The 23,466-nt window shown below is 67.8% G+C and carries 27 protein-coding genes; 12 read left to right on the forward strand and 15 right to left on the reverse strand.

Features of this window, described 5'->3' with window-relative positions:
• Positions 1-21: 21 nt before the first annotated feature.
• Positions 22-1,233, forward strand: a complete 1,212-nt coding sequence (flgL, locus tag ACLD0W_RS08345; protein ID WP_410307026.1) for a flagellar hook-associated protein FlgL — start codon at positions 22-24, stop codon at positions 1,231-1,233.
• 6 nt (positions 1,234-1,239) lie between these two features.
• On the opposite strand, the gene fliR is transcribed toward flgL, so the two are convergent.
• The 13 genes from fliR to fliF all read right to left on the reverse strand — a co-directional run bounded on the left by fliR (position 1,240) and on the right by fliF (position 11,935).
• The gene (gene fliR / locus ACLD0W_RS08350) at positions 1,240-2,025 is read right to left on the reverse strand and encodes a flagellar biosynthetic protein FliR (protein ID WP_410307027.1); all 786 of its coding nucleotides are present in this window, start codon (positions 2,023-2,025) and stop codon (positions 1,240-1,242) included.
• Positions 2,022-2,291 carry a flagellar biosynthesis protein FliQ gene (fliQ, locus tag ACLD0W_RS08355; protein ID WP_410307028.1) on the reverse strand — a complete coding sequence of 90 codons (270 nt, stop codon included), beginning with the start codon at positions 2,289-2,291 and terminating at the stop codon, positions 2,022-2,024. The genes fliR and fliQ overlap by 4 nt, the downstream gene beginning before the upstream one ends.
• Positions 2,288-3,040, reverse strand: coding sequence for a flagellar type III secretion system pore protein FliP (gene fliP, locus ACLD0W_RS08360; protein ID WP_410307029.1), 753 nt, complete (start codon positions 3,038-3,040; stop codon positions 2,288-2,290). The genes fliQ and fliP overlap by 4 nt, the downstream gene beginning before the upstream one ends.
• The gene (fliO, locus tag ACLD0W_RS08365) at positions 3,037-3,459 is read right to left on the reverse strand and encodes a flagellar biosynthetic protein FliO (protein WP_410307030.1); all 423 of its coding nucleotides are present in this window, start codon (positions 3,457-3,459) and stop codon (positions 3,037-3,039) included. The genes fliP and fliO overlap by 4 nt, the downstream gene beginning before the upstream one ends.
• On the reverse strand, positions 3,456-3,914 hold the full coding sequence (fliN, locus tag ACLD0W_RS08370; protein WP_410307031.1) for a flagellar motor switch protein FliN: 459 nt from the start codon (positions 3,912-3,914) through the stop codon (positions 3,456-3,458). The genes fliO and fliN overlap by 4 nt, the downstream gene beginning before the upstream one ends.
• Positions 3,907-4,932 carry a flagellar motor switch protein FliM gene (fliM, locus tag ACLD0W_RS08375; protein WP_410307032.1) on the reverse strand — a complete coding sequence of 342 codons (1,026 nt, stop codon included), beginning with the start codon at positions 4,930-4,932 and terminating at the stop codon, positions 3,907-3,909. Before fliM ends, fliN begins: the two co-directional genes overlap by 8 nt.
• 13 nt (positions 4,933-4,945) lie before the next feature.
• Positions 4,946-5,419 (reverse strand): flagellar basal body-associated protein FliL, encoded by a 474-nt coding sequence (gene fliL / locus ACLD0W_RS08380; RefSeq protein WP_410307033.1) that lies wholly within the window; start codon positions 5,417-5,419, stop codon positions 4,946-4,948.
• Between the two features lie 126 nt (positions 5,420-5,545).
• A complete protein-coding gene (locus tag ACLD0W_RS08385; protein ID WP_410307034.1) occupies positions 5,546-6,694 on the reverse strand; it encodes a flagellar hook-length control protein FliK in 1,149 nt (382 codons plus the stop codon).
• 21 nt (positions 6,695-6,715) lie between these two features.
• Positions 6,716-7,159 (reverse strand): flagellar export protein FliJ, encoded by a 444-nt coding sequence (gene fliJ, locus ACLD0W_RS08390; protein WP_410307035.1) that lies wholly within the window; start codon positions 7,157-7,159, stop codon positions 6,716-6,718.
• Positions 7,156-8,532 (reverse strand): flagellar protein export ATPase FliI, encoded by a 1,377-nt coding sequence (gene fliI / locus ACLD0W_RS08395; protein ID WP_410307036.1) that lies wholly within the window; start codon positions 8,530-8,532, stop codon positions 7,156-7,158. Before fliI ends, fliJ begins: the two co-directional genes overlap by 4 nt.
• Complete coding sequence (locus tag ACLD0W_RS08400) at positions 8,529-9,248, reverse strand: flagellar assembly protein FliH (RefSeq protein WP_410307037.1); 720 nt, start codon at positions 9,246-9,248, stop codon at positions 8,529-8,531. The genes fliI and ACLD0W_RS08400 overlap by 4 nt, the downstream gene beginning before the upstream one ends.
• Positions 9,241-10,236 carry a flagellar motor switch protein FliG gene (fliG, locus tag ACLD0W_RS08405; protein WP_410307038.1) on the reverse strand — a complete coding sequence of 332 codons (996 nt, stop codon included), beginning with the start codon at positions 10,234-10,236 and terminating at the stop codon, positions 9,241-9,243. The genes ACLD0W_RS08400 and fliG overlap by 8 nt, the downstream gene beginning before the upstream one ends.
• On the reverse strand, positions 10,229-11,935 hold the full coding sequence (gene fliF, locus ACLD0W_RS08410; RefSeq protein ID WP_410307039.1) for a flagellar basal-body MS-ring/collar protein FliF: 1,707 nt from the start codon (positions 11,933-11,935) through the stop codon (positions 10,229-10,231). The genes fliG and fliF overlap by 8 nt, the downstream gene beginning before the upstream one ends.
• 210 nt (positions 11,936-12,145) lie before the next feature.
• Between fliF and fliE the strand changes: the two genes are divergently transcribed.
• Complete coding sequence (fliE, locus tag ACLD0W_RS08415) at positions 12,146-12,487, forward strand: flagellar hook-basal body complex protein FliE (RefSeq protein WP_410307040.1); 342 nt, start codon at positions 12,146-12,148, stop codon at positions 12,485-12,487.
• A gap of 21 nt (positions 12,488-12,508) precedes the next feature.
• Here the strand turns inward: fliE and ACLD0W_RS08420 are convergent, their stop codons facing one another.
• Together ACLD0W_RS08420 and ACLD0W_RS08425 are read right to left on the reverse strand one after the other, a co-directional pair.
• On the reverse strand, positions 12,509-12,877 hold the full coding sequence (locus tag ACLD0W_RS08420) for a flagellar protein FlaG (protein ID WP_410307041.1): 369 nt from the start codon (positions 12,875-12,877) through the stop codon (positions 12,509-12,511).
• A gap of 699 nt (positions 12,878-13,576) precedes the next feature.
• Positions 13,577-14,680, reverse strand: coding sequence for a FliC/FljB family flagellin (locus ACLD0W_RS08425; protein ID WP_410307042.1), 1,104 nt, complete (start codon positions 14,678-14,680; stop codon positions 13,577-13,579).
• Positions 14,681-14,890: 210 nt separating this feature from the next.
• Between ACLD0W_RS08425 and ACLD0W_RS08430 the strand changes: the two genes are divergently transcribed.
• The 10 genes from ACLD0W_RS08430 to motB all read left to right on the forward strand — a co-directional run bounded on the left by ACLD0W_RS08430 (position 14,891) and on the right by motB (position 23,466).
• Positions 14,891-16,555, forward strand: coding sequence for an HD domain-containing phosphohydrolase (locus ACLD0W_RS08430; RefSeq protein ID WP_410307043.1), 1,665 nt, complete (start codon positions 14,891-14,893; stop codon positions 16,553-16,555).
• Between the two features lie 170 nt (positions 16,556-16,725).
• Positions 16,726-18,090, forward strand: coding sequence for a flagellar filament capping protein FliD (gene fliD / locus ACLD0W_RS08435; RefSeq protein WP_410307044.1), 1,365 nt, complete (start codon positions 16,726-16,728; stop codon positions 18,088-18,090).
• Between the two features lie 24 nt (positions 18,091-18,114).
• Positions 18,115-18,540 (forward strand): flagellar export chaperone FliS, encoded by a 426-nt coding sequence (gene fliS, locus ACLD0W_RS08440; RefSeq protein WP_410307045.1) that lies wholly within the window; start codon positions 18,115-18,117, stop codon positions 18,538-18,540.
• On the forward strand, positions 18,537-18,926 hold the full coding sequence (locus ACLD0W_RS08445; protein WP_410307046.1) for a flagellar protein FliT: 390 nt from the start codon (positions 18,537-18,539) through the stop codon (positions 18,924-18,926). The genes fliS and ACLD0W_RS08445 overlap by 4 nt, the downstream gene beginning before the upstream one ends.
• Positions 18,923-20,092 carry a flagellar hook-length control protein FliK gene (locus ACLD0W_RS08450; protein ID WP_410307047.1) on the forward strand — a complete coding sequence of 390 codons (1,170 nt, stop codon included), beginning with the start codon at positions 18,923-18,925 and terminating at the stop codon, positions 20,090-20,092. Before ACLD0W_RS08445 ends, ACLD0W_RS08450 begins: the two co-directional genes overlap by 4 nt.
• Positions 20,085-20,381: an EscU/YscU/HrcU family type III secretion system export apparatus switch protein gene (locus ACLD0W_RS08455; protein WP_410307048.1), complete on the forward strand. Its 297-nt coding sequence runs from the start codon at positions 20,085-20,087 to the stop codon at positions 20,379-20,381. The genes ACLD0W_RS08450 and ACLD0W_RS08455 overlap by 8 nt, the downstream gene beginning before the upstream one ends.
• A 356-nt stretch (positions 20,382-20,737) precedes the next feature.
• Positions 20,738-21,043 (forward strand): flagellar transcriptional regulator FlhD, encoded by a 306-nt coding sequence (gene flhD, locus ACLD0W_RS08460; RefSeq protein ID WP_410307049.1) that lies wholly within the window; start codon positions 20,738-20,740, stop codon positions 21,041-21,043.
• Positions 21,044-21,052: 9 nt separating this feature from the next.
• Entirely contained in the window at positions 21,053-21,598 is a 546-nt protein-coding gene (flhC, locus tag ACLD0W_RS08465; protein ID WP_410307050.1) for a flagellar transcriptional regulator FlhC, read from the forward strand.
• A 123-nt stretch (positions 21,599-21,721) separates the two neighbouring features.
• On the forward strand, positions 21,722-22,597 hold the full coding sequence (motA, locus tag ACLD0W_RS08470; RefSeq protein ID WP_410307051.1) for a flagellar motor stator protein MotA: 876 nt from the start codon (positions 21,722-21,724) through the stop codon (positions 22,595-22,597).
• Complete coding sequence (gene motB / locus ACLD0W_RS08475; protein ID WP_410307052.1) at positions 22,594-23,466, forward strand: flagellar motor protein MotB; 873 nt, start codon at positions 22,594-22,596, stop codon at positions 23,464-23,466. Before motA ends, motB begins: the two co-directional genes overlap by 4 nt.

Here is a 23,466-nt window from a genome sequence, read left to right on the forward strand (position 1 = left end):
CGCGTCAATAGGGAAACAGCCATGCGCATCAGCACCGTCACCATGTTTGAACAGAGCCTGAGTTCCATGAACCGCCAGCAAGGCGACTTCATGAAGGTCGGCCAGCAGCTGGCCGCCGGGCGCCGGGTGGTGAACCCGTCCGACGATCCCCAAGCCGCTTCCCGGGCGGTGCAGGTCTCCCAGTCTCTGGCGGTTACCCAGCAGTACGGCGATTCCCGGATCAGCGCGCGCAACGCCCTGTCCCAGGAAGAGAGCGTACTGGACAGCGTCGGTGACGCCATCGCCAGCGCCAAGACCCTGATCATCCATGCCGCCAACGACAGCCTCAGCGACGCCGACCGGGACTCCATCGCCAGCCAGCTGCGCGGCATCTACGAAACCGTGATCGGCCAGGCCAACGCCACCGACGGCAATGGCCGCCACCTGTTCGGCGGCTACCAGGACAGCAGCCCGCCGTTCGTTCGCGATGCCGCCGGCAACGTGGACTACGTGGGCGACAGCCAGGTTCGTCAGCAGCAGGTGGACGCCTCCCGGCGCATGCCGGTCTCCGACAATGGCATCACCATTTTCCAGAGCGTGCACAGCAGCGCCGGTTACGTGGCGGAAGCGGACGCCGGCAACGGCGGCGACGTGACCTTTACCGGCCCCAATGTGGTGGACGAGAGCGATCCGGGCTTCGGCCAGGGCTACCGCATCGAATTCCAGGTGGCCGGTGGCGCCACCACCTACACCGTTAATGGCGGCGCCCCGCAGCCCTACGAGGACGGCGCGCCGATCCAGGCGGGCGGTGTGTCGATCACCCTGGATGGTACCCCGGCGGACGGCGACGGCCTGACCATGGACCGCGCCCAGGACATGAACACCGACCTGTTCCGCACCTTCGAGAAAGCGCTGGCGGTGCTTGGCCAGCCGGCCGGCACCGACGCGCAAAAGGCGGCCCGCGACAACACCCTGAGCACGGTGATGCGCGAGTTCGACAACAGCCTGGACAACGTGCTGACGGTGCGCGCCTCGGTGGGCGCCCGCCTCAACGAACTGGACGTGGTGGACGCGGTGGCCGGCAACCGCCAGCTCAACTACACCGAAACCCTGGCCAACCTGACCGGCGATCTCAGCCAGCCCTCCGAATTCGCCGCGGCGGTGTCGGAATACACCCTGCGGCAGGTGGGTCTGCAGGCCGCCCAGAAGGCGTTCGTGGACATCAAGGGCATGACGTTGTTCGACCGGCTGTAGGCGGGCTCAGCCCGCCGCCAGCGCCACCACCAACGCCTGCAGAAAATCCAGCCCCTGGCCGAACAAGCCCTGCAGAAAGCGGCCGAAATCGGTCATCAGCACGGTGAGCAGGAACAGTCCCAGGGTCAGGGAGGTGGGGAAGCCCACCGAGAACACGGTGAGCTGCGGCGCCGAGCGGTTGAGAATGCCCAGGGACAGATTGACGATCAACAGCGGCGCCACCAGCGGCAGCGCCAGCAGCAGCCCGGACACGAAGATGGTGCCGCCGTAGCGCACCAGCATCTCGAAGGCGCCGGGGTTGAGCCCGGCGGTGCCGATGGGCAGGGTGCGGAAGCTGGTGGCCAGGGCGTCGATCACCATCAAATGACCGTTCACCGCCAGAAACATGAGCAGGGTGATCATGTAGAACAGCCGCGACAGGATCATGGTGTTGGCGCCGTCCGGACTGACGAAAGTGGCGAACGCCAGCCCCATCTGCAGACCGATGTACTCGCCGGCCGCCTGCACCGCGGTGAAGGTCACCCGCAACGCCAGCCCCATGGCCACGCCGATCAGAAGCTGCTCCACGATGATGCCGAGCCCGGCCCAGGACCATACCGGCGCCGCCGGCAGGGGCGGCAGCAGCGGCGCCACCACCACGCTGATCAATACCGCCAGGCCCACCTTGACCTGCCGGGGCACGGCGGTGTGGCCGAGCAGTGGCGCCGCCATGAAAAATCCGGACAGCCGCATGAACGGCCACAGAAAGGCGGTCAGCCAGGCGTGCAGTTGGTCGAAGGAAACGTCGATCACTGGATCAGAAACGGAATGTTCTGGAACAGGGTGCGGGTGAAATCGGTGATCAGACTGAGCAGCCAGGGCCCGGTGATCACCACCACCGCGAACACACCGAGAATCTTGGGAATGAACGACAGGGTCATTTCGTTGATCTGGGTGGCGGCCTGGAACAGGCTCACCAGCAGGCCGATGGCCAGTGCCGTGATCAGCAGCGGCGCGCCCAGGTAGAGCGTGGTCATCATCGCCTGGTAGGCGATCGACATAACGGTTTCCGGTGTCATACGAAGAAACTCTGCGCCAGGGAGCCGATGATCAGCTGCCAGCCATCCACCAACACGAACAGCATCAGTTTGAACGGCAGCGAAATGGTGGCCGGCGGTACCATCATCATGCCCAGCGCCATCAGCACGCTGGCCACCACCAGGTCGATGATCAGAAACGGAATGAAAATGGTGAAGCCGATCTGAAAGGCGGTTTTCAGTTCACTGGTGACGAACGCCGGCAGCAGGATGCGCAGGGGCAGATCCTCCGGGCCCTGCAGCGGGCCCACTTCCGCCAGTCGCGCGAACAGGGCGATGTCCGGCTCGCGGGTTTGCGCCAGCATGAATTCCCGGAACGGCTGCACGCCGCGCTCGGCGAATTCGGTGAATTCGATCTCGCCCTGCTCCAACGGCACCCAGGCGCTGTCGTACACACGGTTGAACACCGGCGACATGACGAAGAAAGTGAGGAACAGGGTCAGCCCCAGCAGCACCTGGTTGGGCGGCGCCGCCTGGGTGCCCATGGCGGTGCGCAGCAGGCTGAGCACGATGATGATGCGGGTGAAGCAGGTCATCATCAACAGCATGGCGGGGAGGAACGCCAGGCTGCTGAGCAGCAGCAAGGTTTGCAGCTTGATCGACCATTGCTGGCCGCCGTCGCCGGTGGGCTCGGTGACGATGCCCGGCAGGGCGGCCTGGCTCCAGGCCAGCTGTGGCGCCAGGGCGGCCAGCAGCAGCAGCCAGGGCAGGGCGCGGCGCAGCGCGCTCATCCCCGGCCTCCGCGCAGATTCTGTTTGAGGGCCTGGGCAAAGCGCGCGGAAAACGTCGCGTTCTGGTCCGGAGAGGGCGCGTCCTCGTCCGCCGGCGTGTCCGGCGCCGGATACTGGTGCAGCCGGCTGATCCGGCCGCCGCCCACGCCCAGCACCAGGCGGGTGCCGTCCACGTCCACCACCACCACCCGCTCCTTGGCGCCCACCGCGCGGCTGGCCACCACCGTCAGCAGCCGGGCGTCGCGGCCCTGGCCCGGTGCCAGCCGGCGCAGCAGCCAACCGCACAGCAGGATCACGCCCACCAGCAGCAGCAACACCAGGGCGGTCTTGCCAAGGGCCGCCATGCCCAGCATCGCCTCGCCGCCGCCGGACATGGACACGGCCTGCAGGGCGTTATCGCGGGCGGCGTCGGTGCTCATCGGTTGAGTTTCTGCACGCGCTCGGAGGGCGTCACGATCTCGGTGATGCGGATGCCGTACTTGTCTTCCACCACCACCACTTCGCCCTGCGCCACCAGATAGCCGTTGATCAGAATATCCATGGGTTCGCCGGCCAGGCCGTCCAGCTCGATCACCGAGCCCTGGGCCAGTTCCAGCAGCTGCTTGATGGTGATGCGGGTGCGGCCCAGTTCCACGCTCAGCTTCACCGGGATGTCCATGATCATTTCCAGATCACGGCTGTCGCCGCCGCCGCTGTCCTCTCCCAGGGGTTTGAACACCTGTTCGCCGGCGGCGCGGGCATCGCCGGCCTGTTCCTGCTCGGCCAGGGCCGCCGCCCAGGGATCGTCGTCGCCGCCCGGTTGCGCCTGCTGCTCGGCAAGCGCCTTGTCCCAGTCGTCGTCGGCGTTGTGATCGGGTTTGTTGTCGTCACTCATGGTCAGTGTCCTTGCTCTTCACGAAGCCGGCGGCGGTGGCCGCGTGGGCGTTGGCGTGGTCGATCACGCGCGTGACGCGCAGCGCGCGCTGCTGGTGGCGGCTGCCGTACTCGCACTCCAGCACCGGCACCCCGTCCACGCGGGCGGTGACGGTGTCGGGCAGTTCGATGGGCAGCACGTCGCCGGGCTGCAGCTTCATTACCTGGGAAATACGGCTCGGCACGGTCAGGAACTCGGCCACCAGTTCCACCTGGGACTGGCGGATTTCACCGGCCATGCGATGGCCCCAGGTGTTGTCGCCACCGTCGCGGCTGTCCATCACCGGGTTGTTGAGCTGTTCGCGCAGCGGTTCGATCATCGAGTAGGGCATGCACACCTGGAAATCGCTGGCCAGGTTGCCCACCTCCAGATGGAAGGTGGTGTTGACGATGATTTCGTTGGGCGAGTTGGTGATGTTGGCGAACTTGGCCTGGATCTCCGAGCGCAGGTAGCTGATGTCCAGGGCGTACACGGATTTCCAGGCGTCCTGATAGCCGTCGATGGCCAGGCGCAGAATGCGCTGGATGATGCGCTGTTCGGTGTTGGTGAATTCGCGGCCCTCGGACTTGGTCACGAAGCGGCCGTCACCGCCGAACAGATTGTCCACCACCATGAACACCAGGCTCGGCGGAAACACCATCAGGCCGGTGCCGCGCAGCGGTTTCATGGCGATCAGGTTGAGATTGGTGGGCACCGGCAGATTGCGCGCGAAATCCTTGAAGCTCTGGTAGCGCACCGAATCCACGGTGATGTCGGCGCTGCGCCGGATCAGGTTGAACAGGCTGACCCGGAACTGGCGCGCGAAGCGCTCGTTGATGATGTCCAGGGCGTGCAGGCGCTCGCGGATCACGCGGTGCTGGGACGCGGGATCGTAGGGTTTGGGGCGCTTGTCGCTCTCCGCCGGGGCGTCGTCGTCACCGCCCGGGCCGTTGAGCAGGGCGTCGATCTCTTCCTGGGACAGCAGGTCGTCTTGTGCCATGGCCGGCTCCCGGTTACTGCACGATAAACTCGGTGAACAGCACGTCCTGCACCGCTAGTTCCGGCTGCGAGGCGGTCAGCGGCTCCTCGAACATGGCGGTCACCTGGCGGGCCAGCTCTCGTTTGCCGTCCAGGGTGGCGGCGGTTTCCGCGTTCTGGCTGGACAGCAGCATCAGCAGCCGGCTGCGCAACGGCGGAATGTTGTCGAGCAGATACTGCTCGGTCTTCTCATCGCCCACCTGCAGGGTCAGCCCCACGTACAGCAGACGCTGCCCGCACAGATCGCCCTGCACGTTGACGGTGAACGGTTCCAGCTTGACGAAGCGGGCCGGGGCCGGCGCGGCGCTGACCTGGGCGGTGCGGTTGGCCGGCGGCTCCTGGTCGTCGAACAGCAGAAAAAAAGTCGCCGCCCCCAGGGCGGCCACCAACACCGCGATCAGGGTGATCAGCACCCCCACTTTGCGGGATCGGTTACCGGATTCGGCCATGGTTCGCGTTTTCCTTGCCTGGCAAATGAAACTTCGTGATCGTCAGTATCGGTGTTCGGCGCCCTCCGGCATGGCCGGAAAAGCGGTCGATATTGGGGCTATTTTCGCGGTGACGCCGGCCCGGCCTCAGGCGTACAGATCGACGCCGCCCCGGTCCACCACGGCGGTGGTGGCACGGGGCGTGGCGGCCGCGTCTTCCACCGCTTCACCGGTCAGCGCCGGGCCGCCGCCGCCGGCGCCCGGTTGCCCCTGTCCGTTGGCGTCACCGCCGGCGAACTGGCGCGGCTGGTCACCGACCTGGGCGTCGCCCAGGGCGATGCCCTGCTGGGCCAGGGCCTCGCGCAGCTGCGGCAGGGCCTGCTCCAGGGCGCCGCGCACGGCGGCATGGGCGGAGAAGAAATGGGCCTGGGCACCCTGATCGTCCACTTTCAGAGAGACGCTCATCGGACCCAGGTCGCGGGGATTGAGGTGCAGCTCCATGTGCTGCTCGCCCCGGCGCGCCACACTGACCACCTGCTGGCTCAGTTCCTGGCCCCAGCCGGGGCTGGCCACCGGCGTCTGCAGGGTCACGGTGGTGGACGCCGGGCCGTTGCCGGCGCCCGTGCCGGAGGTCGGGCCGGCGGCGCCGACGGAGGCGGCGGCGCTGGCCGGGGCCGGAGTCTCGGCGGTGGTCCGCACCGGGCCGGCCTCGTCCGGGTTCACCGCCAGGGTGGCCGGGGCGGGCGCCGCCGGCGCCGGGGTGCCGGCTTTCAGGGGCGCGGCGCCATCGTCGGCGGCCGGCGGCGCGGCGGCCGTCGGGACCAGGCCGCTATCGGCACGGCCTTTCACCGGCGCGGCGCGGGTGGCGGCGTCCGTCACCGCACCGGCGGACGTGCTGGGCGGTACCGCCGGTGCCAGGGTGGCCACCAGGGCCGGGTCCGCGGGCACCTCGGCGGTGACCGGGGTGGCCTCATCCTGGCGGGCGTGTTCCGCCAGCGGCGGCGTGTCACCGCTGGCCGGCGCCTCTTCCGCGGAGGCGCGGGGGGCCAGCGGCGCGCGCAGCAGGGCCTCGCCGACCAGCGCGGCGGGCGGTGCCGACGAATCCGGGGCGGGCCGGCCGTCCGCCGCGCCGCCCAGCAGGGTGAGGCCGTCGGTAACCAAGGGGGTGTCCACGGCGGCGCTGGCCAGGGCCGCCTGGAAAGCGCCCTGGACAGAGCCGGAGCCGCTGGCGTCGCGGGCCGGATCGGCGGTGCCGGTGGTGGCCGGTCGGGTGTTGAGCAATGCACTGATGTCCATGGGATCTCCTGATGCCGACCGTTAGCGGGGCCGCCGGGCCACGGCGTTGTTGGTGGTTTCGTCGCTGGCGCGTTGCTCGCGGCGCTGCTCCTGATGGCGGGCCTGGGTCGCCCGGCGCTGGGCCAGGGTGTCGTAGCTGGCCAGCTGACGCTGGCGCTGCTGCCATTGGTCGCGGCTGGCGGCGACCCGTTCGCCCTGTTGCGCCAGGGCGCGGCGCGCCTGCTCGATGGCGTCGTCCAGGGAGCGGATAAAGCGCCGGTAGTCGCCCAGACGGGCGGCGTCGATGCCGGCGTTCATGGCGTCCTGCAACTGGCGGCCGTAATCGAGACGGTACTGTTCCAGGGCTTGCAGCTGGGCGGCGCTCTGCGCCTCGCCGCGGCGTTCGTCGGCCAGCAGGCGGCCGGCCTGGTCGCGGGCTTCCCGGCTTTTGTCGATCAGGGTGTCGAGGGGCGTGGATGCGGTCATGGCAGCAGAGCCTCCAGTGCACGTTGCGCGTCGTCGATGCCGGCCCGGTCACTGATCGCCTGTTGCAGGAAGGCTTCGATCTCCGGGTACAGCTGCACCGCCTGGTCCAGCAGCGGATCGTGGCCGGGGCTGTAGGCGCCGACGCTGATCAGGTCGCGGTTGCGTTGATAGCGGGAGAACAGTTGCTTGAAACGCTGCGCCCGTTGCCACTGGCGAGGGTCGACGATGTGGTTCATGGCGCGGCTGATCGACGCCTCGATGTCGATGGCCGGGTAGTGGCCGGCCTCCGCCAGCCCCCGGGACAGCACCACATGGCCGTCGAGAATGGCGCGGGCGGCGTCGGCGATCGGGTCCTGCTGATCGTCGCCTTCGGTGAGCACGGTGTAGAAGGCGGTGATCGAGCCGCCGCCGCTTTCGCCGTTGCCGGCCCGCTCCACCAGACCGGGCAGCTTGGCGAACACCGACGGCGGATAGCCCTTGGTGGCCGGCGGCTCGCCGATGGCCAGGGCGATCTCCCGCTGGGCCATCGCATAGCGGGTCAGCGAATCCATGATCAGCAGCACGTTGCGACCGGCGTCGCGGAAGTATTCCGCCAGGCGGGTGGCGTAGGCGGCGCCCTGCAGGCGCTGCAGCGGCGAGGTGTCCGCCGGCGCCGCCACCACCACCGCCCGGCGGCGGCCTTCCTCGCCGAGAATGTTGTCGATGAAATCCTTTACCTCGCGGCCCCGTTCGCCGATCAGGCCGACCACGATCACGTCGGCGCTGGTGTAGCGGGCCATCATGCCCAGCAGCACCGACTTGCCCACGCCGGAGCCGGCGAACAGACCCATGCGCTGGCCCCGGCCGATGCTCAGCAGGGTATTCAGGGCGCGGATGCCCACGTCCACCTGGGCGTCGATGGGCGCCCGCGCCAGCGGGTTCAGCGGCGGCGCGGCGAGGGTGTCGTGGGGCGCCTCGTCCACCGGCTCACCGCCGTCCAGGGGGCGGCCGTTGCCGTCCACCACCCGGCCCAGCAGGGTATCGCCCAGGGGGAAGCGGCGCGCGCCGCCGCCGTCCTGACCGAGGGGAAACACCCGTGCGCCCGGGGTCAGGCCGCTGATCTCCGCCAGCGGCATCAGGAACAGTTTGTCGCCGGCGAACCCCACCACCTCGGCCTCGGCGAAGCCGCTGGCGTGGCCGCCGCTGTCGCAGGTCAGTTCGATGCGGCAGCCGCTGCCCAGGGGCACGCGCAGGCCGACCACCTCCAGCACCAGGCCGGTGGCCCGCACCACCCGGCCGCTGGTCAGATAGGGCGGGGCGCCGGCCACCCGCTCGGTGACCCGGGTCAGCGCCTGGCACCAGTGTTGATGGTGGCCATCGGCGGCGGCGTTCACGACGTCGCTCCCGGGTCCGGGTCATCGCTGGCGCGGCGCCGGCGGCGAACGCGGCCGGCCACCGTGGCCCAGCGGCTTTCCCAGGTGGCGTCCAGTTCCCCGGCCGGACTGGTGACCCGGCAGCCGCCGCGGCTGAGCTGGTCGTCCGGGTGCAGTTTCCAGCCCGCCGCGGTCAGTTCCGCGTCCAGCTCCTTTGCCACCAGCGCCAGATCTAGGGGATGCAGCCACAGCCGGGTTTTGCCGTTCAGGCTGGGTTCGTCGTGGATCAATTCGCGGACGATGGTCAGCACCTGGCGGGGCCGGGCGCGCAAGGCCTCGCCGGCCAGTTGCCGCCCGGTGGCCAGGGCCAGCTCCACCAGATGATCGGCCACCTGGCCGTCCAGGTTTTGCAGCGCCTGGCTGAAGCCGCCGGCCAGGGTGGCCAGCGGCGTCAGGATCTCGGCGCGCTGGCGGGCGGTTTCCTGCTCGCCCTGTTGCCGGCCTTCCGCCAGGCCCCGGGCCAGCCCTTCGCGGTGGCCTTCCTCGAAGCCGGCCTGATGGCCCTCGCGCCAGGCTTCCTCGCGCACCTTGGCGCGCAGCGCCCGCAATTCCGACTGATGATCGAAGGTCGGGTCGCCCTGGGCCGGCGCGCTGGGAGCCCGCCGCCGGGGCGCATCCAGCTCCGCCATTTGCCAGGGGCGCCAGCCGCGCCGGTTGGAAGGGGCGGTGTCAGACATAGGTGTCGTCCCCGCCACTCAGCACGATTTCGCCGTTGTCCGCCAGGCGGCGCACCACCTGCAGAATGGCTTTCTGTTCGTTCTCCACCTGCGACACCCGGATCGGGCCGCTGGCTTCCAGGTCCTCGCGCAGCAGGGTGCCGGCGCGGGTCGACATATTGCGCAGGAATTTTTCCTTGAGCGCCTCGTCGCAGCCCTTCAGGGCGATCACCAGGGAGTTGGTGTTGATCTCCTTGAGGATCATCTGGATGCCACGGTCGTCCACGTCCAGCAGGTTCTCGAACAGGAACATCTCGTCGATGATCTTTTGCGCCAGATCCTCGCTGTGGGCGCGCACCGTTTCGATCACCTTCTCCTCGGCGCTGGAGTTCATCAGGTTGAGGATCTCGGCGGCGGTGCGCGCGCCGCCCATCTTGCTGCGCTTGAGGTTCTGGCCGTCGAGCATGCCGCCCAGCACCTCGGTGAGCTCCTGCAGCGCGGCGGGCTGCACGCCACTGAAGGTGGCGATGCGCAGCACCACGTCATTGCGCAGCCGGTCGTCGAAGTACTCCAGCACATCGGCGGCCTGGCGCCGTTCCAGGTGCACCAGGATGGTGGCGATGATCTGCGGGTGCTCGTCGCGGATCATTTCCGAGACCATGTTGGCCTCCATCAGATTGAGCGCGTCGATGCCGGAGTTGGCGCCGTGCTGTTCCAGGATGTCCTCGAGCAGGCTGGAGGCGCGCTCGCTGCCCAGGGCCTTGGTCAGCACCGAGCGGATGTGGTCGCTGGAGTACAGATTCAGGGCCGCGTACTGATCGGATTCGTCGTAGAAGTCGTCCAGGACCTGGCGCATGTCCTCATGGGACACATGGCCCAGGTTGGCCATTTCCTGGCTGATGTCCTGCACTTCGCGGGCGGACAGATGCTTGAACACGTCCGCGGCGCTGTCCTCGTCCAGGGCCAGCAGCAGGATGGCGGCGCGACGGAGATGGGTCAGTTCAGTCATGGCGGTTCATCCAACTGCGTACGATCATGGCCACCATGGCCGGATCTTCCTGGGCCATTTCCTGCAGGTCCTTGAGGTTCTGCTCCTGGGCGCCGTTGTGACGGCGGCGACGACGCGGCGGTGGCGGTTCCGCCTCCTGGTTCGGGTCGGCGCGGTCGGCCTCCGGCCGGGCCGCGTAGGGCGCGGCGGCCACCGGCGCCGGCGCGGCGGTGGCCGGGCGGGGTGCCGGGCGTTGCTCCAGGAAGCGCCGCAGCAGCGGGCGCACCACGAACAGGAACAGCAGCAGGGCGGCCAGGCCCACCAGCAGCCAGCGGCCCAGGGACAGCAGCAAAGTCTGCCAGAACGGATCGCGCCACCAGTCCTGCTGGTCCACGGTATCGGCGTCCTTGGTGAACGGGCTGTTGACCACTTCCAGGCCGTCGCCCCGTTCCTCGGAGAAGCCCATGGCCTGGCGTACCAGTTGGCGGATGCGCTCCAGTTGTTCCGGGTCCAGGGGCTCGCTGATGGCCTGGCCCTGGTCATCGACCGCGTCGCGGTAGTCCACCACCACCGCCACCGACAGCCGGTCCAGCCGCGCCCGTTGATGCTGGACATGGGTGACGTCGCGGTCCACTTCGTAATTGATCACGCTGTCCTGATTCAGTCGCCGCACCGGCGGATCCGCGTCGCCGGTGTCGGCGCCGTCCTGATTCCGCGGCGGATTCTGTACCGGTGAGGGGGCGCTGCCCGGCGGCGTGTTGCTGAGCGCGCCGGGCACGCCGGCGGCCAGCTCGTCGCCGCCACGGTATTGTTCGTTGAGCTGACGGCTGCGCACCGCCGCCGGGTTGCCGTTCTGGTTGGGGCCGTAGCGCTCGCTGGTCTGCTCGCGGCGGGAAAAGTCCACCTGCGCCACCACCTGGGCCCGCACCCGGTCGCGGCCCAGAATCGGCGCCAGAATGCTTTCGATGCGCTGGCGGTAACCGCGCTCCAGATCGCGTACGTAATCGAGCTGGCTGCCGTCGAGACCGCCGGTGCCGCCCTCCGGGCGGGACAGCAGCCGGCCGGCCTGGTCGACCACGGTGACGTCTTCCATGGCCAGTTCCGGCACGCTGCCGGAGACCATATGCACGATGGCGTTGACCTGGCCCTCGCCCAGGGTACGGCCCGGTTCCAGGGTCAGTACCACGGATGCCTTGGCCGGCTCGCGGTCGCGGATGAACACCGACGGTTTGGCCATGGAAAGATGCACGCGGGCCCGGGCCACCGGGCCCAGGGCCTCGATGGAGGCCGCCAGCTCGCCCTGCAGGCCGCGCTGGAAGTTGACCCGTTCGGCGAACTGGCTGATGCCGAACGCCTGCCGGTCCATGATCTCGAAGCCCACGTTGCCGCCCTCGGGCAAGCCCTGTTCGGCGAGCTGCAGGCGCAGCCGGTGGACCTGATCGCCGGGCACCATCAGCGCGCGGCCGCCCTCGGCGAACCGATAGGGCACGGCGCGGCTTTCCAGTTCACCGATGATGCGGCCGCCGTCGGCCTCGCTGAGATTGCTGTAGAGCACCCGGTATTCCGGGGTGCTGGCCCACATCAACAGGGCCGCCACCACGGCGATCACGGCGGCGCCGCCCACCAGCAGGGGCACCAGCGGATTGGCGCGCAGTCGCGCCCAAAGCGCCTCGGCGCCGTTGGCGTTGCCGGACGGCCGGGTGGGGGTGCCGTTACTCATGCGATCCCCCGGATGTGGGTCTGCTGTTCGGGCATTGCTGCGTCTCTGCCGGTAATTCGACGCTTGCCATTATCGGGGGCGGGCGTCCCGGCAAAGGAAAGAAAAGCCCGGCTTTTTGTCGTCAATTGATCGCTTGGCCGAGGGCGGGGCACTGGTAATCTGCTCGCCGTTATCCATCAAGACTCTTTATTGACGACGAGGAGTGCGGCGATGAGCGCACCGGTCACCCCCGCCCTGCAGGCGGCTCTGACACAAATGCGGGACCTGGCCGCCCAGGCCGGCCCGGTGGACGGCGCCCGCGGCGAGCGGTTCAACGCCACCGTGGGGAGCGGCGGCTTCGCCGATGCCCTGCAGAACAGCCTGGAGCGCATCAACCAACTGCAGCAGGATTCCGCCACCCAGGCCCGCGCCTTCCAGGCCGGCGCGCCCGGCGTGGAACTGCACGATGTGATGCTCACCGGCCAGAAGGCCAGCATCGCGTTCGAGATGGGCGTGCAGGTGCGGAACAGGTTGGTGAACGCCTACAAAGACATTATGAATATGCAGGTTTGAAGCAGTTGAAAGGGGCGCGTCTCAGATCTCTTCGCGCAGCAGCAGCCCTTTCACTTCTTCCAGGCGCTGCGAGGCGTTGAGCGCCTCTTCCGGCGGGATCTGACGAATCAGTTCGCCGTTGTCCCGGTCGATCAGGCGGATAACGGTGCGGCCGGAATCCTCGCTGATCTCGAACTGCACGCCGTAACGGCGCAACACCTCATTGATTTGCTGCACCGGTCGCACCAGCTCATCGCCGGACAGGGCGCGGGCCTCGGCGGCGGTGGTGTGGTCCGCGTCCGCGCGTACCGACAGTTGCTGAAGCACCTTCTCCACCCGTTGGCGGGCGGCCAGGTAAGAGAACTGGGACGCCTGCGGCGAGGAGGCGGAACCGTCGATCGGGTAGCTCATGGCGGGGCCTTTGCAATATTTGGCAGTCTCCGATCTGTTATCGACCGCCGCCCGGTGATCTTTAGCGGTAACTCCCGCTCGGTCCGGGGCGCGGGTAAGGGCGCAAAAAAAGGCTTCATCGCGCTTCGGCGGGTAATCGAAGCGGGAGGCCTCTATCCGGGGCGCGGATCTGTGTGGGGGCCTTCCGGGAACGCCGCGAGTACGTCCCTGTAGGCTCCCTGTCAAACGTCCTGTTTGACAGGGTCCCGGAAGGCCCCCACACAGCTCCGCTTCGAGGTAGCGGGACCGTTCCGGGTTCCAACAACGATGAACCGGGGTGGCGGAGGGGGGCGGCTCCGTAGAGCTCATCTTCGAGCTGGCAGGCGCCGATTTTCGCTCCGACAAACGTCTGAAGCGACCGTGGCGCCGAGGATCACTGCTCAGCGGCTCAGGGCGCGACGCCCTTCCGGGACCCTTGAGAACAGGACGTTCGAAAGGGAGCCTACATGGACGTACTCGCGGCGTTCCCGGAAGGGCGTCGCGCCCTGAGTCGCGCCCCGGCTGGAGCGAAATTTCCCGCCGAAGCGCGATGAACCAAAAAAACTCCGGGAGCGTTTTTTGACGTCGCCCGGCGACGGCCCGAAGGGCGTCCGCCAGGGACGGCGGGCGCACAAAAAAAGGGCCCCGAAGGGCCCTTCATGGCGACCGGAGAAGACCGGTTTAGCCGAGCAGGGACAGCACGCCCTGCGGTACCTGGTTGGCCTGGGCCAGAACGGAGGTGCCGGCCTGCTGCAGGATCTGCGCGCGGGTCATGTTGGACACTTCCACCGCGTAGTCGGCATCTTCGATGCGCGAACGGGCCGCGGTCAGGTTGGTTTCGGTGGTGCTCAGGTTGCTGATCGCGGACTCGAAGCGGTTCTGCATGGCACCCAGCTCGGAGCGCAGGCTGTCCACGTCGCTCAGCGCGCCGTCCAGGGAGGCCAGCGGGTTGGCGGTGGCTTCCTGGGAAGCGCCGTCGACCACGTTCAGTTTCTCGCCCAGGGTCACGTCGGCGGTGGGGGCAACGACCGGCGGGCCAGCGGCGCCGTCGGTAACGACGGCGTTGGCCGCGTAGTAGTCATCGCCTACTTTCACGGCGTACTGGTCGTTGCCGTCGGCGTCCTGGTAGGTGGTGAAGTCAGCGGCGGCGACGGTGATCTCTTCACCGTCCTGGGTGAAGGTGATGTCCGCATGGGCTACGGCGGTGGTGGACGAATCCTCCAGAGCGGCAGCGCTCAGGTCGTCGGTGCCCACCGCGCTGGACACGCTGAAGTCGGACAGACCCAGGGTGTCGGAGGTGATGGCTTTCAGGTTCATGGTGATTTGCTCACCGTCGTTGGCGCCGACCTGAATGGAGAATTCAGAGTCGGAGGCCAGTACCTTCACGCCGTTGAAGTTGGTTTCTTCGGAGATGCGGTCGATCTCGTCCAGACGCTGGTTGATCTCGTCCTGGATGGAGGACAGGTCGGACGCGCTGTTGGTGTCGTTCTGAGCCTGAACGGTCAGCTCACGGATGCGCTGCAGGTTGTCGTTCACCTGGTTCAGAGCGCCTTCGGCGGTCTGCGCCACGGAGATACCGTCGTTGGCGTTACGCTGAGCCTGTGCCAGACCGGTGGTCTGGGCGGTCATGCGGTTGGCGATGGCCTGGCCGGCGGCGTCGTCGGCGGCGCTGTTGATGCGCAGGCCGGAGGACAGACGCTCCATGGAGGTCTGCAGGGCGCTCTGGGATTTGCCCAGGTTTTGCTGGCCGATCATGGCCGTGATGTTGGTGTTGATCACTGACATGGCTATGTCCTTCTCTGTGTTCACCGTTTGGGTATGAGAGCAACGGCGCGGGCCGTTACCCCGTTTTTCGGCGGCAAGCCCCCGAGCTTTAGGGTTGGGCGGAAAAAAACGTCTTCACGCGGGGAGTACGGCGACCATGAGGCAATTGCATATAAAGCAGTCAGCCCGGAAGCCGATACACTGGGGCATGCGTGATACGAGGGTTTTTCCATGACGTCTTCCCCCGAGGGGTTTGAGCGGATCGGGCATCCGGGCCGCATCGAGGCATTGCTGACCATCCTGTCCGGCCCCGGTGGCGCGGCGTTGTCGCTGGAGCATCGCGACAGCGATCCGTTGCCGGTGGTGCTGGAATCGTTTCGTCCCGGCCAGCCCCTGCTGCTGGACATCTCCACCCTGGGCGAGCGCATCGGCAAGCTGCGCCGTGGGGTGGGCTTCCGGTTGGTGGGGCAGGGCGAGGGCGGCATGGTGCGCTCGCCGGTGCTCAAGGCCCTGGCCGTGGAGGACACCCAAGGGCGCTGGTGGCTGCGCTGTCCCTATCCGGAGTACCTGGAATGGCAACAGCGCCGCGCCGCCTTCCGCGCCGAACTGCGTCTCGGCATGGAGGCGGCGGTGACGGTGCGCGACCCGGAAAGCGGCGCCAGCAGTCTCGGTGACCTGCGCGACCTGTCGCTCAGCGGCTGTCGGGTGGAGCTGGAAGCCTGCGGCCTGACCGCCGGCCTGGACAGCGACCGGCGACTGGCGCTGGAGATCGCCTTCCCGGATGGCAGCCGCTTCGAGATCGCCGCCCGCTCCCCCCATCAGCGGGTGGACGCGGAGCGGGGCACGGTCACCGTGGGCTTCGCCTTCGAGGACATCGATCAGGAGCGGGAGCGCCGCCTGTGGTTCCTGGTGCGCGAAGTGGAGCGGGAGTCGGCGCGCACCGCCGACGGCCACCGCACCGACCTGGCGCCTTCGTCCCTGTTCCGGCGCGCGGCGCCGGCGCCGCTGCGGGCGCATCCCCGGTCCCGGTTCCCGGTGCCGCCGATGGCGGACCGGCTGGCGCCCTGCGCCGCCTGGCTGGACAACCAGATGCTGACGCTGCGCCAGGGCCACTCCATCGACGGCGCCCAATTGTCCCGTCAGGCGGACCGGCTGCTGGATCTGCAGGAAGAGGACCGGGAAGCCCTGCTGTTCGCCACCCGTTGTCTGGACCGGGAGCCGCTGCTGGTGCGCCATGGCCTGGGCGTGGCGGTGCATCTGCTGGATCTGGCCCGCGCCGAAGCCATGCCCCGGGCCCTGTGCAAGGCCCTGGCGGCGGCGGCCATGGTGCACGATCTGGGCAAGGCATTGCTGCCCCGGGATCTGCTGGCGCTGCCGGTGCTGGACGCGCGCCAGCACCGCTGGTTGCAGGGCCATGTGCCGCTGCTGCAACAGCGACTCGGCGATTGCGGCTGGGTATCCCGGCCGGTGCTGGACGCGGTGGTGGGCGACATCAACGAGCGTCTCGACGGCAGCGGCTACCCCAACCAGCGACGGGGCGACCAGCTCAGCCAGCTGGCCCGGCTGGCGTCGGTGGTGGACGTGATCGACATCCTGTCCCGGCAGCGGCCCGGCCGTGATCCCTGGTCCGTGGGCGCCATCTATGCCTGGCTCGACCGCAATCCGGGCCGCTTCGACGAGCAGTGGGTGAAGCGCTACCGCGACCACTTCGGGGTGTGGCCGGTGGGCAGCCTGGTGCGTTATCCGGATGGGCTGATCGGTCGGGTGGCGGCGTTGGATTCGCGCGGACTGCCGTCGCGCTTGCGGCTGCGCGCGGACGACGGCGGCTGGGTGGACGGCGAAGCCCTGGCGAAAAGAGGCGAGCCGGAGACATCGCTGGCGGCGCCGGCGGATTAGGGCCTGCTCACACTACCTGTATCGCGCCTGCCGGGTGACATCGAGGCTAAAGTTCCGGCGCTATCACGCCGATATCATGGAAAAGCGAGCCTTGCCGGTCTTTATTCCACCGCTACCGGGGCGGGCGATTCGGCGACAATCATTCCCGGAGACTACAGTAAGGAACCCAGATGGCCTCAATTTCCTCCCTGGGCATCGGCTCCGGCCTGGACCTCAACGGGCTGCTTGATCAGCTGGAAGCGTCCGAGCGCCAGCAGCTGACGCCGATCACCCAGAAACAGCAAAGCTATCAGGCGAAGATCTCCGCCTATGGCAAGCTGGAGAGCGCGCTCGCCGCCTTTCAGGAAGCCAGCGAAAAGCTGGCCGACGCCAAGCAATTCCAGGCGGTGAAAAATCAGGTGGGCGGCGACGCGTTGACGGTGGTGCAGGGCGACGACGCGCTCACCGGCAACTACGACATCGAGGTCACCCAGCGCGCGCGGGGCTACAGCATCGCCACCCAGGGCGTGGCCGATCCGGAAGCGCGGCTGGGCGCCGGCAGCCTCAGCATCACGCTGGCCAACGGCGACACCCTGGACCTGACGATCAGCGACAAGAAAAGCTCCCTGGAAAGCATCCGCGACGCCATCAACGAGGCCGGTGGTGGCGTGCAGGCGTCGCTGATGAACGACGGCAGCGGCACGCCCTACCGGCTGGTGCTGTCGTCCTCGGACACCGGCACCGAAGCGGCCATCGCCGAGGTGACCTTCAGCGGCGGGCCCGGCGATGCGCTCAGCCTGGATCCCGCCACCGAGGTGTCGGCGCGCAACGCCGAACTCACCGTCAACGGCATCGCCGTGAGCAGCCAGAGCAACCGGGTGGAGGACGCCATCCAGGGGCTGACGCTGAATCTGGTGGAAACCGGCAGCGCCACCATCGATGTGACCCGCGACAGCTCCGGCATCAAGAAGGCGGTGAAAGGGTTCGTGGACGGCTACAACAAGCTGCAGGAAACCATCGACGGCCTGACCCGCTACGACCAGAAGACCGGCAGCCGGGGCGAGCTGCTCGGTGACACCACCCTGCGTGGCATCGATTCCCAACTGCGCGGGCTGATCGGCGGCGCCCTGCCCGACGGCGAGATGCGCACCCTCAGCGATCTGGGCATCACGCTGACCGTGGACGGCACCCTGGAAATCGACGACGAGGATCTGGACGACGCCCTGGAGAATCATCTCTCCGAGGTGTCCGCCTTCTTCACCGGCGTCGATGGCGCCGATGGTAAAGAACGCAAGGGCCTGGCCACGGGCCTGAAAGAGGCCCTGGCCAGCATCGTCGACGACGGCGGCACCCTGGAAGACGCCACCGAAGGGCTGGAGTCCAGTATCGAGAACCTGCAGGAGCATTACTCCCGCACCGAGGAGCGCATCAACAGCACGCTGGCCCGCTACCGCAAGCAGTTCCAGCAGCTGGACAGCATGATCGCGCAGATGAACTCCACCAGTTCCTATCTCACCCAGCAATTCGATGCCCTGAACGCCCAACTGGGCCAATAACCGCCACGGCGAAGGAAGCACACTATGACAACATCGCGTGGAGCCGCCGCCTACGGCCGCGGTGCCGGGGCCTACGCCCGGGTCGGAGTGGAAAGCGGCGTTCTGTCCGCCAGCCCTCATCAGCTCATTACCCTGCTGTTCGATGGCGCCGCCAGCGCCATTCGCACCGCCGGCATGCACCTGCAGGCCGGACGCGCGGCGGACAAGGGCCAGGCCATTTCCAAGGCGCTGGACATCGTCAACAACGGCCTGCTGGCAGCCCTGGACCGGGAAAAAGGCGGCGAGATCGCCGAGCGGCTGGCGTCGCTCTACGACTACATCGCCCGTCTGCTGCTGCAGGCCAATCTGCGCAATGACCAGGCCAGCCTGGACGAGGCCGGCCGTCTGCTCGCCGACATCGCGTCCGCCTGGCGGGAGATCGAGCCGCGACCATCCCGGGGGGTCGAATGACGCACGCTACCGTCAGCGCCGATCAGGTGATGCGGGTCTACGAAGGCCTGGCACGGCGCACCCTGCATATGGAAACCCTGGCCCGCGAGGGCGACTGGGGCGCGCTGATCGAGGAAGAGAGCCGTTACGTGGTGGACGTGGAATGGCTGGCCCGCTGCGAGGCGGGAGCACGCCTGAGCCGCGCCCAGCAGCAGCGCAAGGCGGCGGTGCTGGCGGGCATCCTGGAGCGCGAACAGACCATCCGCACCTGTCTGTTGACGCGCCGCGACGAGCTGGATCAGTTGATCGGGCTGTCCCGTCGCCAGCGTGATCTGAAGCGCTCCTACGGGCCCCAGGAGGCGGCGGTGCTGGACGGCCGGCCGCGCTTCGAAAAAGGACGTCCGTGAGCGGCATCACGCCGATCCTGGATACCCTGCTCCACCAGGTGCTGGGCAAGCGGGTGGACGTGCCCCTGGCGCGGGAACTGCCGCTGCCGGTGCGACCGCTGCAGCCCGGCCAGGCGCCGCCGGCGGTGCACAGCGACTCGCGCCTGGACCCGCGACCGGCGCCCACCAGCGACAGCGCCCGCGGGGCCGCCACCGGCGAACGCCCCGCCGGCGCGCCGACGACACCGGCCGCGCCGCCGGCGGGGGGCTCCACGCGCACCCATTTCAGTGCCGCCGCCCGCACCATCGGCGACCTGCTCAGCCAGTATCCGGCGCCGCCTTCGGCGCTGCGGCCGTCCGCGCCGCTGCTGGCCGTGGGCGAGGCCGCGCCCGCCGAGGTGGCCGCCCGCCTGCGCGGCAGCCTGGAGCACAGCGGTCTGTTCTACGAGTCCCATCTGCAAGGCTGGTTTCGAGGTGAGCGCAGCCTGGAACAGCTGGCCCGGGAGCCGCAGATGCGTCTGTTCCGGGACGCCCTGGCCGGCGCCGGCCTGACACCGGCTCCGGCTCGGGAACGCTCCGGCGCCGCGCCGGCGTCTTCGCCCCCGTTGCCTTCCGCCTCCGCGCCCGCCGCTTCACCACCTGCCGCTCCGTCCCAGTCCGCTTCGGGGCTCTCCGCGCCGGCCTCGCCGCTGTCTTCGGCGAGCGCCGAGGCCGGCCTGGACGACGGGGGGCGGCCCGCCGGCGACGCCGAGCGCGGCGCCCGGCCGCTGTTGCCCGAGGGGCATCGGGAAGCGCTGCACGGCGTGCTGCGTCATCAGCTGGAGCTGCTGGCCACGCCGGTGCTGCGCTGGGAAGGGGACGTCTGGTCCGGTCTGTTCATGGCTCTGGTGGTGCAGGTTCCGCCCCGTGACACGCCGCCCCGCGGGCAGTCCGACGGCGGCGGCTCCCGGTCGGACGACGAGCCGGCGCCGCCCTGGCGCTCTGAACTGACCCTGAGCCTCGCCACCCTGGGCGAGGTGCGGGTGCGGTTGGCGCTCACCGGCCAGCGCCTGGATCTGGATCTGACCGCCACCGAGGACACCGCCCGGCGGCTGCGCGCCGGCGGCCAGCGTTTGCGCGAGCGCCTGGCGCCGCTCATGGAGGAGGGCGTCACCCTGACCATTCACGAGAGCCGCGACCATGACTGAGCGCGACCCCCAGGACACTCAGCGCCGGCGCGCTGTGGCGCTCACCTACCGGGACGGCGAACAGGCCCCCCGGGTGCTGGCGCGCGGTTACGGCGAACTGGCCGAGCGCATTATCGCCGAGGCCCATCGCCATCAGGTGTTCGTCCACGACGCGCCGGAACTGGTGGCGCTGCTGATGCAGCTCGACGTGGACGCCTGCATCCCGCCCTCGCTTTATCAGGTGATCGCGGAGCTGCTGGTGTGGGTGCGGGACCTGGAAGACCGGGAGAACGCCCGCGCTCCCCGCTGAACGACCCCTCTTTCTTCGTACTGGAGTGCCACTGAAAAGTACGAATAAGTCAACCGACTCCCCCAAATGAATATTGTGATCAGATTCACATAAATGGCTGTTTGTGTGATTTTGTTCACAATAAAGTATGAGCATAGGGTGAATGTTGTGATACGTTTCAATCACAACATCAACAAACTGCACACTTATTAACTAGTTTGTAACTGGTAATAAAGTATTGGTTAACGGTAAAGAGCGGATTTGGTGGGCGTTTCGTCACGACGGACCAGAGGACGACGCCCGGGGGCCAGCGCTCATTCACCATGGGAATCGGGGAATCATCCTCGGTTTGGGGTCACCGAAGGAGCAACGCAGTCATGAACATCGACCATGTTCTCAATGAAATCCAGGACCTGAATCTGTCCTACATGCTGCTGGCGCAGCGGCTTCTCAATGAGGATTTCACCACCGGCCTGTTCCGGCTCAAGATCGACGAAGCCCTGGGCAAGGTCCTGGTGTCGCTGTCCGCCAAACAGCTGGCTCGCATGGCGCGTACCAATCAGCTGCTGTTTCGTCTGCATCTGGACGATGCCGGGCAGGTCAGTGAGCTGACCCGGGAAAAGCGTGAGCAGGGCCTGGGCCAGACCCACGCCTCGCTGCTCATGGCCGCCTGTCAGTACTGAGGGGGGCACATGACGGAGAAGAGTCTGGTTGACGAGATGCACCAAGTGCAACTCGCCATCGAACTGATTGAACTGGGGGCCCGACTGCAGGTGCTGGAGTCGGAGATCGAGCTGAGTCGTGGCCGGCTGATCCGGCTGTACAAGGAGGTGCGCGGCGCGTCGCCGCCGAAGGGCATGCTGCCGTTCTCCACCGACTGGTTCATCACCTGGCTGCCGAACATCCATTCGTCGTTGTTCTACGGCTACTACCGGCAGCTCACCGAGCAGTACGGCTGCGCGCGCATGGAAGGCTTCGTCAAGGCCTACCGCCTGTATCTGGAGCAGGTGGCTCTGGACGAGGCGGAGCCGGTGCTGGGGCTGACCCGGGCCTGGACGCTGGTGCGCTTTTTCGAGAGCGATCTGTTTGAACTGTCCGCCTGCACCTGCTGTGGTGGCCGGTTCGTCAATCATGCCCACACGCCCAGCCAGGATTTCGTGTGTGGCATCTGCCAGCCGCCCTCCCGGGCCGGCAAGACCCGCAAGAAGCCCGCCGCCGACAAGGTCGCGAACGCCTGATCGGCGGCCCCGCCCCCGGGCGCCCGAAAGCGGGCGTCCGACCGTAAAAATCCCTCAAGCCCCACGCCCTTCTGCCGATAGGGAAGGTAATGCGAGTCACCCCCGGCAGGAAGGACACCCGTTGTGCTGATACCTCTTGGCTTTCTTATCGTCGCGATCTCTGTATTCGGCGGTTTCTCCCTGGCGGGCGGCAGCCTGGGGCCGCTCTATCAGCCGACGGAAATCCTGATGATCGTGGGCGCGGCCATCGGTGCCTTCGTGGCCGCCAACAACGGTAAGGCGATCAAGGCCACGTTCCGTTCCGCGAGCCGCCTGAAACGCACCAAGCGCTACGATAAAAGCATCTACATGGAATTGATGGCGCTGCAGTACCAGCTGCTGACCAAGATGCGTCGCGAGGGCGTGCTGGGCGTCGAGAAGGACATCGAGAACCCCCAGGAAAGCGTGCTGTTTACCAGCTATCCGCGCATTGCCGAGGATCCCCTGATCATGGGGTTCCTGACCGACTACCTGCGTCTGATGGTGAGCGGCAGCGTCGATCCCATGGAGCTGGACGAACTGATGACCCATGAGATCGAGGCGTTCGAACATGAAGCGCACATCCCCGCCGACGCCCTGATGAAGGTGGGCGACGCGCTGCCGGCGTTCGGCATCGTGGCGGCGGTACTGGGGGTGGTGAAGGCGCTGGCCTCGGCGGATTCCGGCGCCGGCGAAATGGGCATCATGATCGCCCACGCGCTGGTGGGGACCTTTCTCGGCATTCTGCTGGCCTACGGCTTCGTCAATCCGGTGGCCAGCCGCATCGACCGGCAGGTGGCGGAAGGGGTGAAGATGCTGCAGTGCGTGCGCGTCACCCTGCTCGCCAATCTGAACGGCTACGCGCCCCAGCTGGCCGTGGAGTTTGGTCGCAAGGCCCTGCACAGCGCCGAACGTCCGTCCTTCGATGAACTGGAGGAGCATGTGCGTTCGGCCCGCGTGGGAGGCGGCGGAGAGGGATGAGCAGCCCACGTCGCGCCATCGTCATTCGCCGGCCCCGGCGTGTGCACGCGGCCCATCATGGCGGCGCCTGGAAGATCGCGCTGGCGGACTTCATGACCGCCCTGATGGCGCTGTTCCTGGTGCTGTGGATTCTGTCCACCGCCACGCCGTCGGAACTGCAAGGGCTGGCGGAATACTTCCGCACCCCGCTCAAGGTGGCGCTCACCAATGGCGACCGCAATTCCGCCAGTACCAATGTGATTCCCGGCGGCGGCGCCGACCCGGCCCACTCCGACGGGGAGCGGGCGCGCATCGACCTGAAACGGCAGAGCCGTCCGGCGCAGGAACGCCAGCGGTTCATTGATCTGCGCCAGCGCATCGAGACGGTGATCCAGGCGGACCCGAACCTGCGCGAACTGCGCGACCAGATGCGCTTCGAGATGACCGAGGAAGGGCTGCGCGTGCAACTGATGGATACCGACCGCCAGCCCATGTTCGAGCTGGGCAGCGACCGGGTATCGGCGGCCATGCGTCGCCTGCTGCGCACCCTGGCGCCGCTGCTCAATGACGTTCCCAACCGCCTCAGCATCAGCGGCCACACCGACAGCCTGCGCTATGCCCGGGGCGACAGCGGTTACAGCAACTGGGAATTGTCCAGCGACCGCGCCAATGCTTCGCGTCGTGTGCTGGTGGCCGGCGGCCTGGACAACGACAAATTGCTGCGCGTCACCGGCATGGGTGACCGCGTGCCGGTGCCGGGCAGCAATCCCGGCGACGCGGTCAACCGGCGCATCACCCTGGTGGTGCTGTCCGATCGCGCCGCCGCGCGTTTGCAGGCGGGCAGCCGCCCGGACGTCATTGATCTTCCTTCGCAAGGGATTCCGGACTGA

Source organism: Alloalcanivorax sp. C16-1, from assembly GCF_046507805.1.
In the GTDB taxonomy this organism is placed as follows: Bacteria; Pseudomonadota; Gammaproteobacteria; order Pseudomonadales; family Alcanivoracaceae; genus Alloalcanivorax.

Coding starts and splice junctions, on each gene's coding strand:
- motB (WP_410307052.1), top strand. CDS start 22,594: ATGAGCAGCCCACGTCGCGCCATCGTCATTCGCCGGCCCCGGCGTGTG.
- ACLD0W_RS08445 (WP_410307046.1), top strand. CDS start 18,537: ATGACGCACGCTACCGTCAGCGCCGATCAGGTGATGCGGGTCTACGAA.
- ACLD0W_RS08430 (WP_410307043.1), top strand. CDS start 14,891: ATGACGTCTTCCCCCGAGGGGTTTGAGCGGATCGGGCATCCGGGCCGC.
- ACLD0W_RS08400 (WP_410307037.1), bottom strand. CDS start 9,248: ATGTCTGACACCGCCCCTTCCAACCGGCGCGGCTGGCGCCCCTGGCAA.
- flgL (WP_410307026.1), top strand. CDS start 22: ATGCGCATCAGCACCGTCACCATGTTTGAACAGAGCCTGAGTTCCATG.
- fliD (WP_410307044.1), top strand. CDS start 16,726: ATGGCCTCAATTTCCTCCCTGGGCATCGGCTCCGGCCTGGACCTCAAC.
- fliJ (WP_410307035.1), bottom strand. CDS start 7,159: ATGACCGCATCCACGCCCCTCGACACCCTGATCGACAAAAGCCGGGAA.
- fliG (WP_410307038.1), bottom strand. CDS start 10,236: ATGACTGAACTGACCCATCTCCGTCGCGCCGCCATCCTGCTGCTGGCC.
- ACLD0W_RS08385 (WP_410307034.1), bottom strand. CDS start 6,694: ATGGACATCAGTGCATTGCTCAACACCCGACCGGCCACCACCGGCACC.
- ACLD0W_RS08420 (WP_410307041.1), bottom strand. CDS start 12,877: ATGAGCTACCCGATCGACGGTTCCGCCTCCTCGCCGCAGGCGTCCCAG.
- fliS (WP_410307045.1), top strand. CDS start 18,115: ATGACAACATCGCGTGGAGCCGCCGCCTACGGCCGCGGTGCCGGGGCC.
- fliQ (WP_410307028.1), bottom strand. CDS start 2,291: ATGACACCGGAAACCGTTATGTCGATCGCCTACCAGGCGATGATGACC.
- fliP (WP_410307029.1), bottom strand. CDS start 3,040: ATGAGCGCGCTGCGCCGCGCCCTGCCCTGGCTGCTGCTGCTGGCCGCC.
- flhD (WP_410307049.1), top strand. CDS start 20,738: ATGAACATCGACCATGTTCTCAATGAAATCCAGGACCTGAATCTGTCC.
- fliF (WP_410307039.1), bottom strand. CDS start 11,935: ATGAGTAACGGCACCCCCACCCGGCCGTCCGGCAACGCCAACGGCGCC.
- ACLD0W_RS08455 (WP_410307048.1), top strand. CDS start 20,085: ATGACTGAGCGCGACCCCCAGGACACTCAGCGCCGGCGCGCTGTGGCG.
- fliL (WP_410307033.1), bottom strand. CDS start 5,419: ATGGCCGAATCCGGTAACCGATCCCGCAAAGTGGGGGTGCTGATCACC.
- fliO (WP_410307030.1), bottom strand. CDS start 3,459: ATGAGCACCGACGCCGCCCGCGATAACGCCCTGCAGGCCGTGTCCATG.
- fliN (WP_410307031.1), bottom strand. CDS start 3,914: ATGAGTGACGACAACAAACCCGATCACAACGCCGACGACGACTGGGAC.
- fliE (WP_410307040.1), top strand. CDS start 12,146: ATGAGCGCACCGGTCACCCCCGCCCTGCAGGCGGCTCTGACACAAATG.
- ACLD0W_RS08425 (WP_410307042.1), bottom strand. CDS start 14,680: ATGTCAGTGATCAACACCAACATCACGGCCATGATCGGCCAGCAAAAC.
- flhC (WP_410307050.1), top strand. CDS start 21,053: ATGACGGAGAAGAGTCTGGTTGACGAGATGCACCAAGTGCAACTCGCC.
- fliM (WP_410307032.1), bottom strand. CDS start 4,932: ATGGCACAAGACGACCTGCTGTCCCAGGAAGAGATCGACGCCCTGCTC.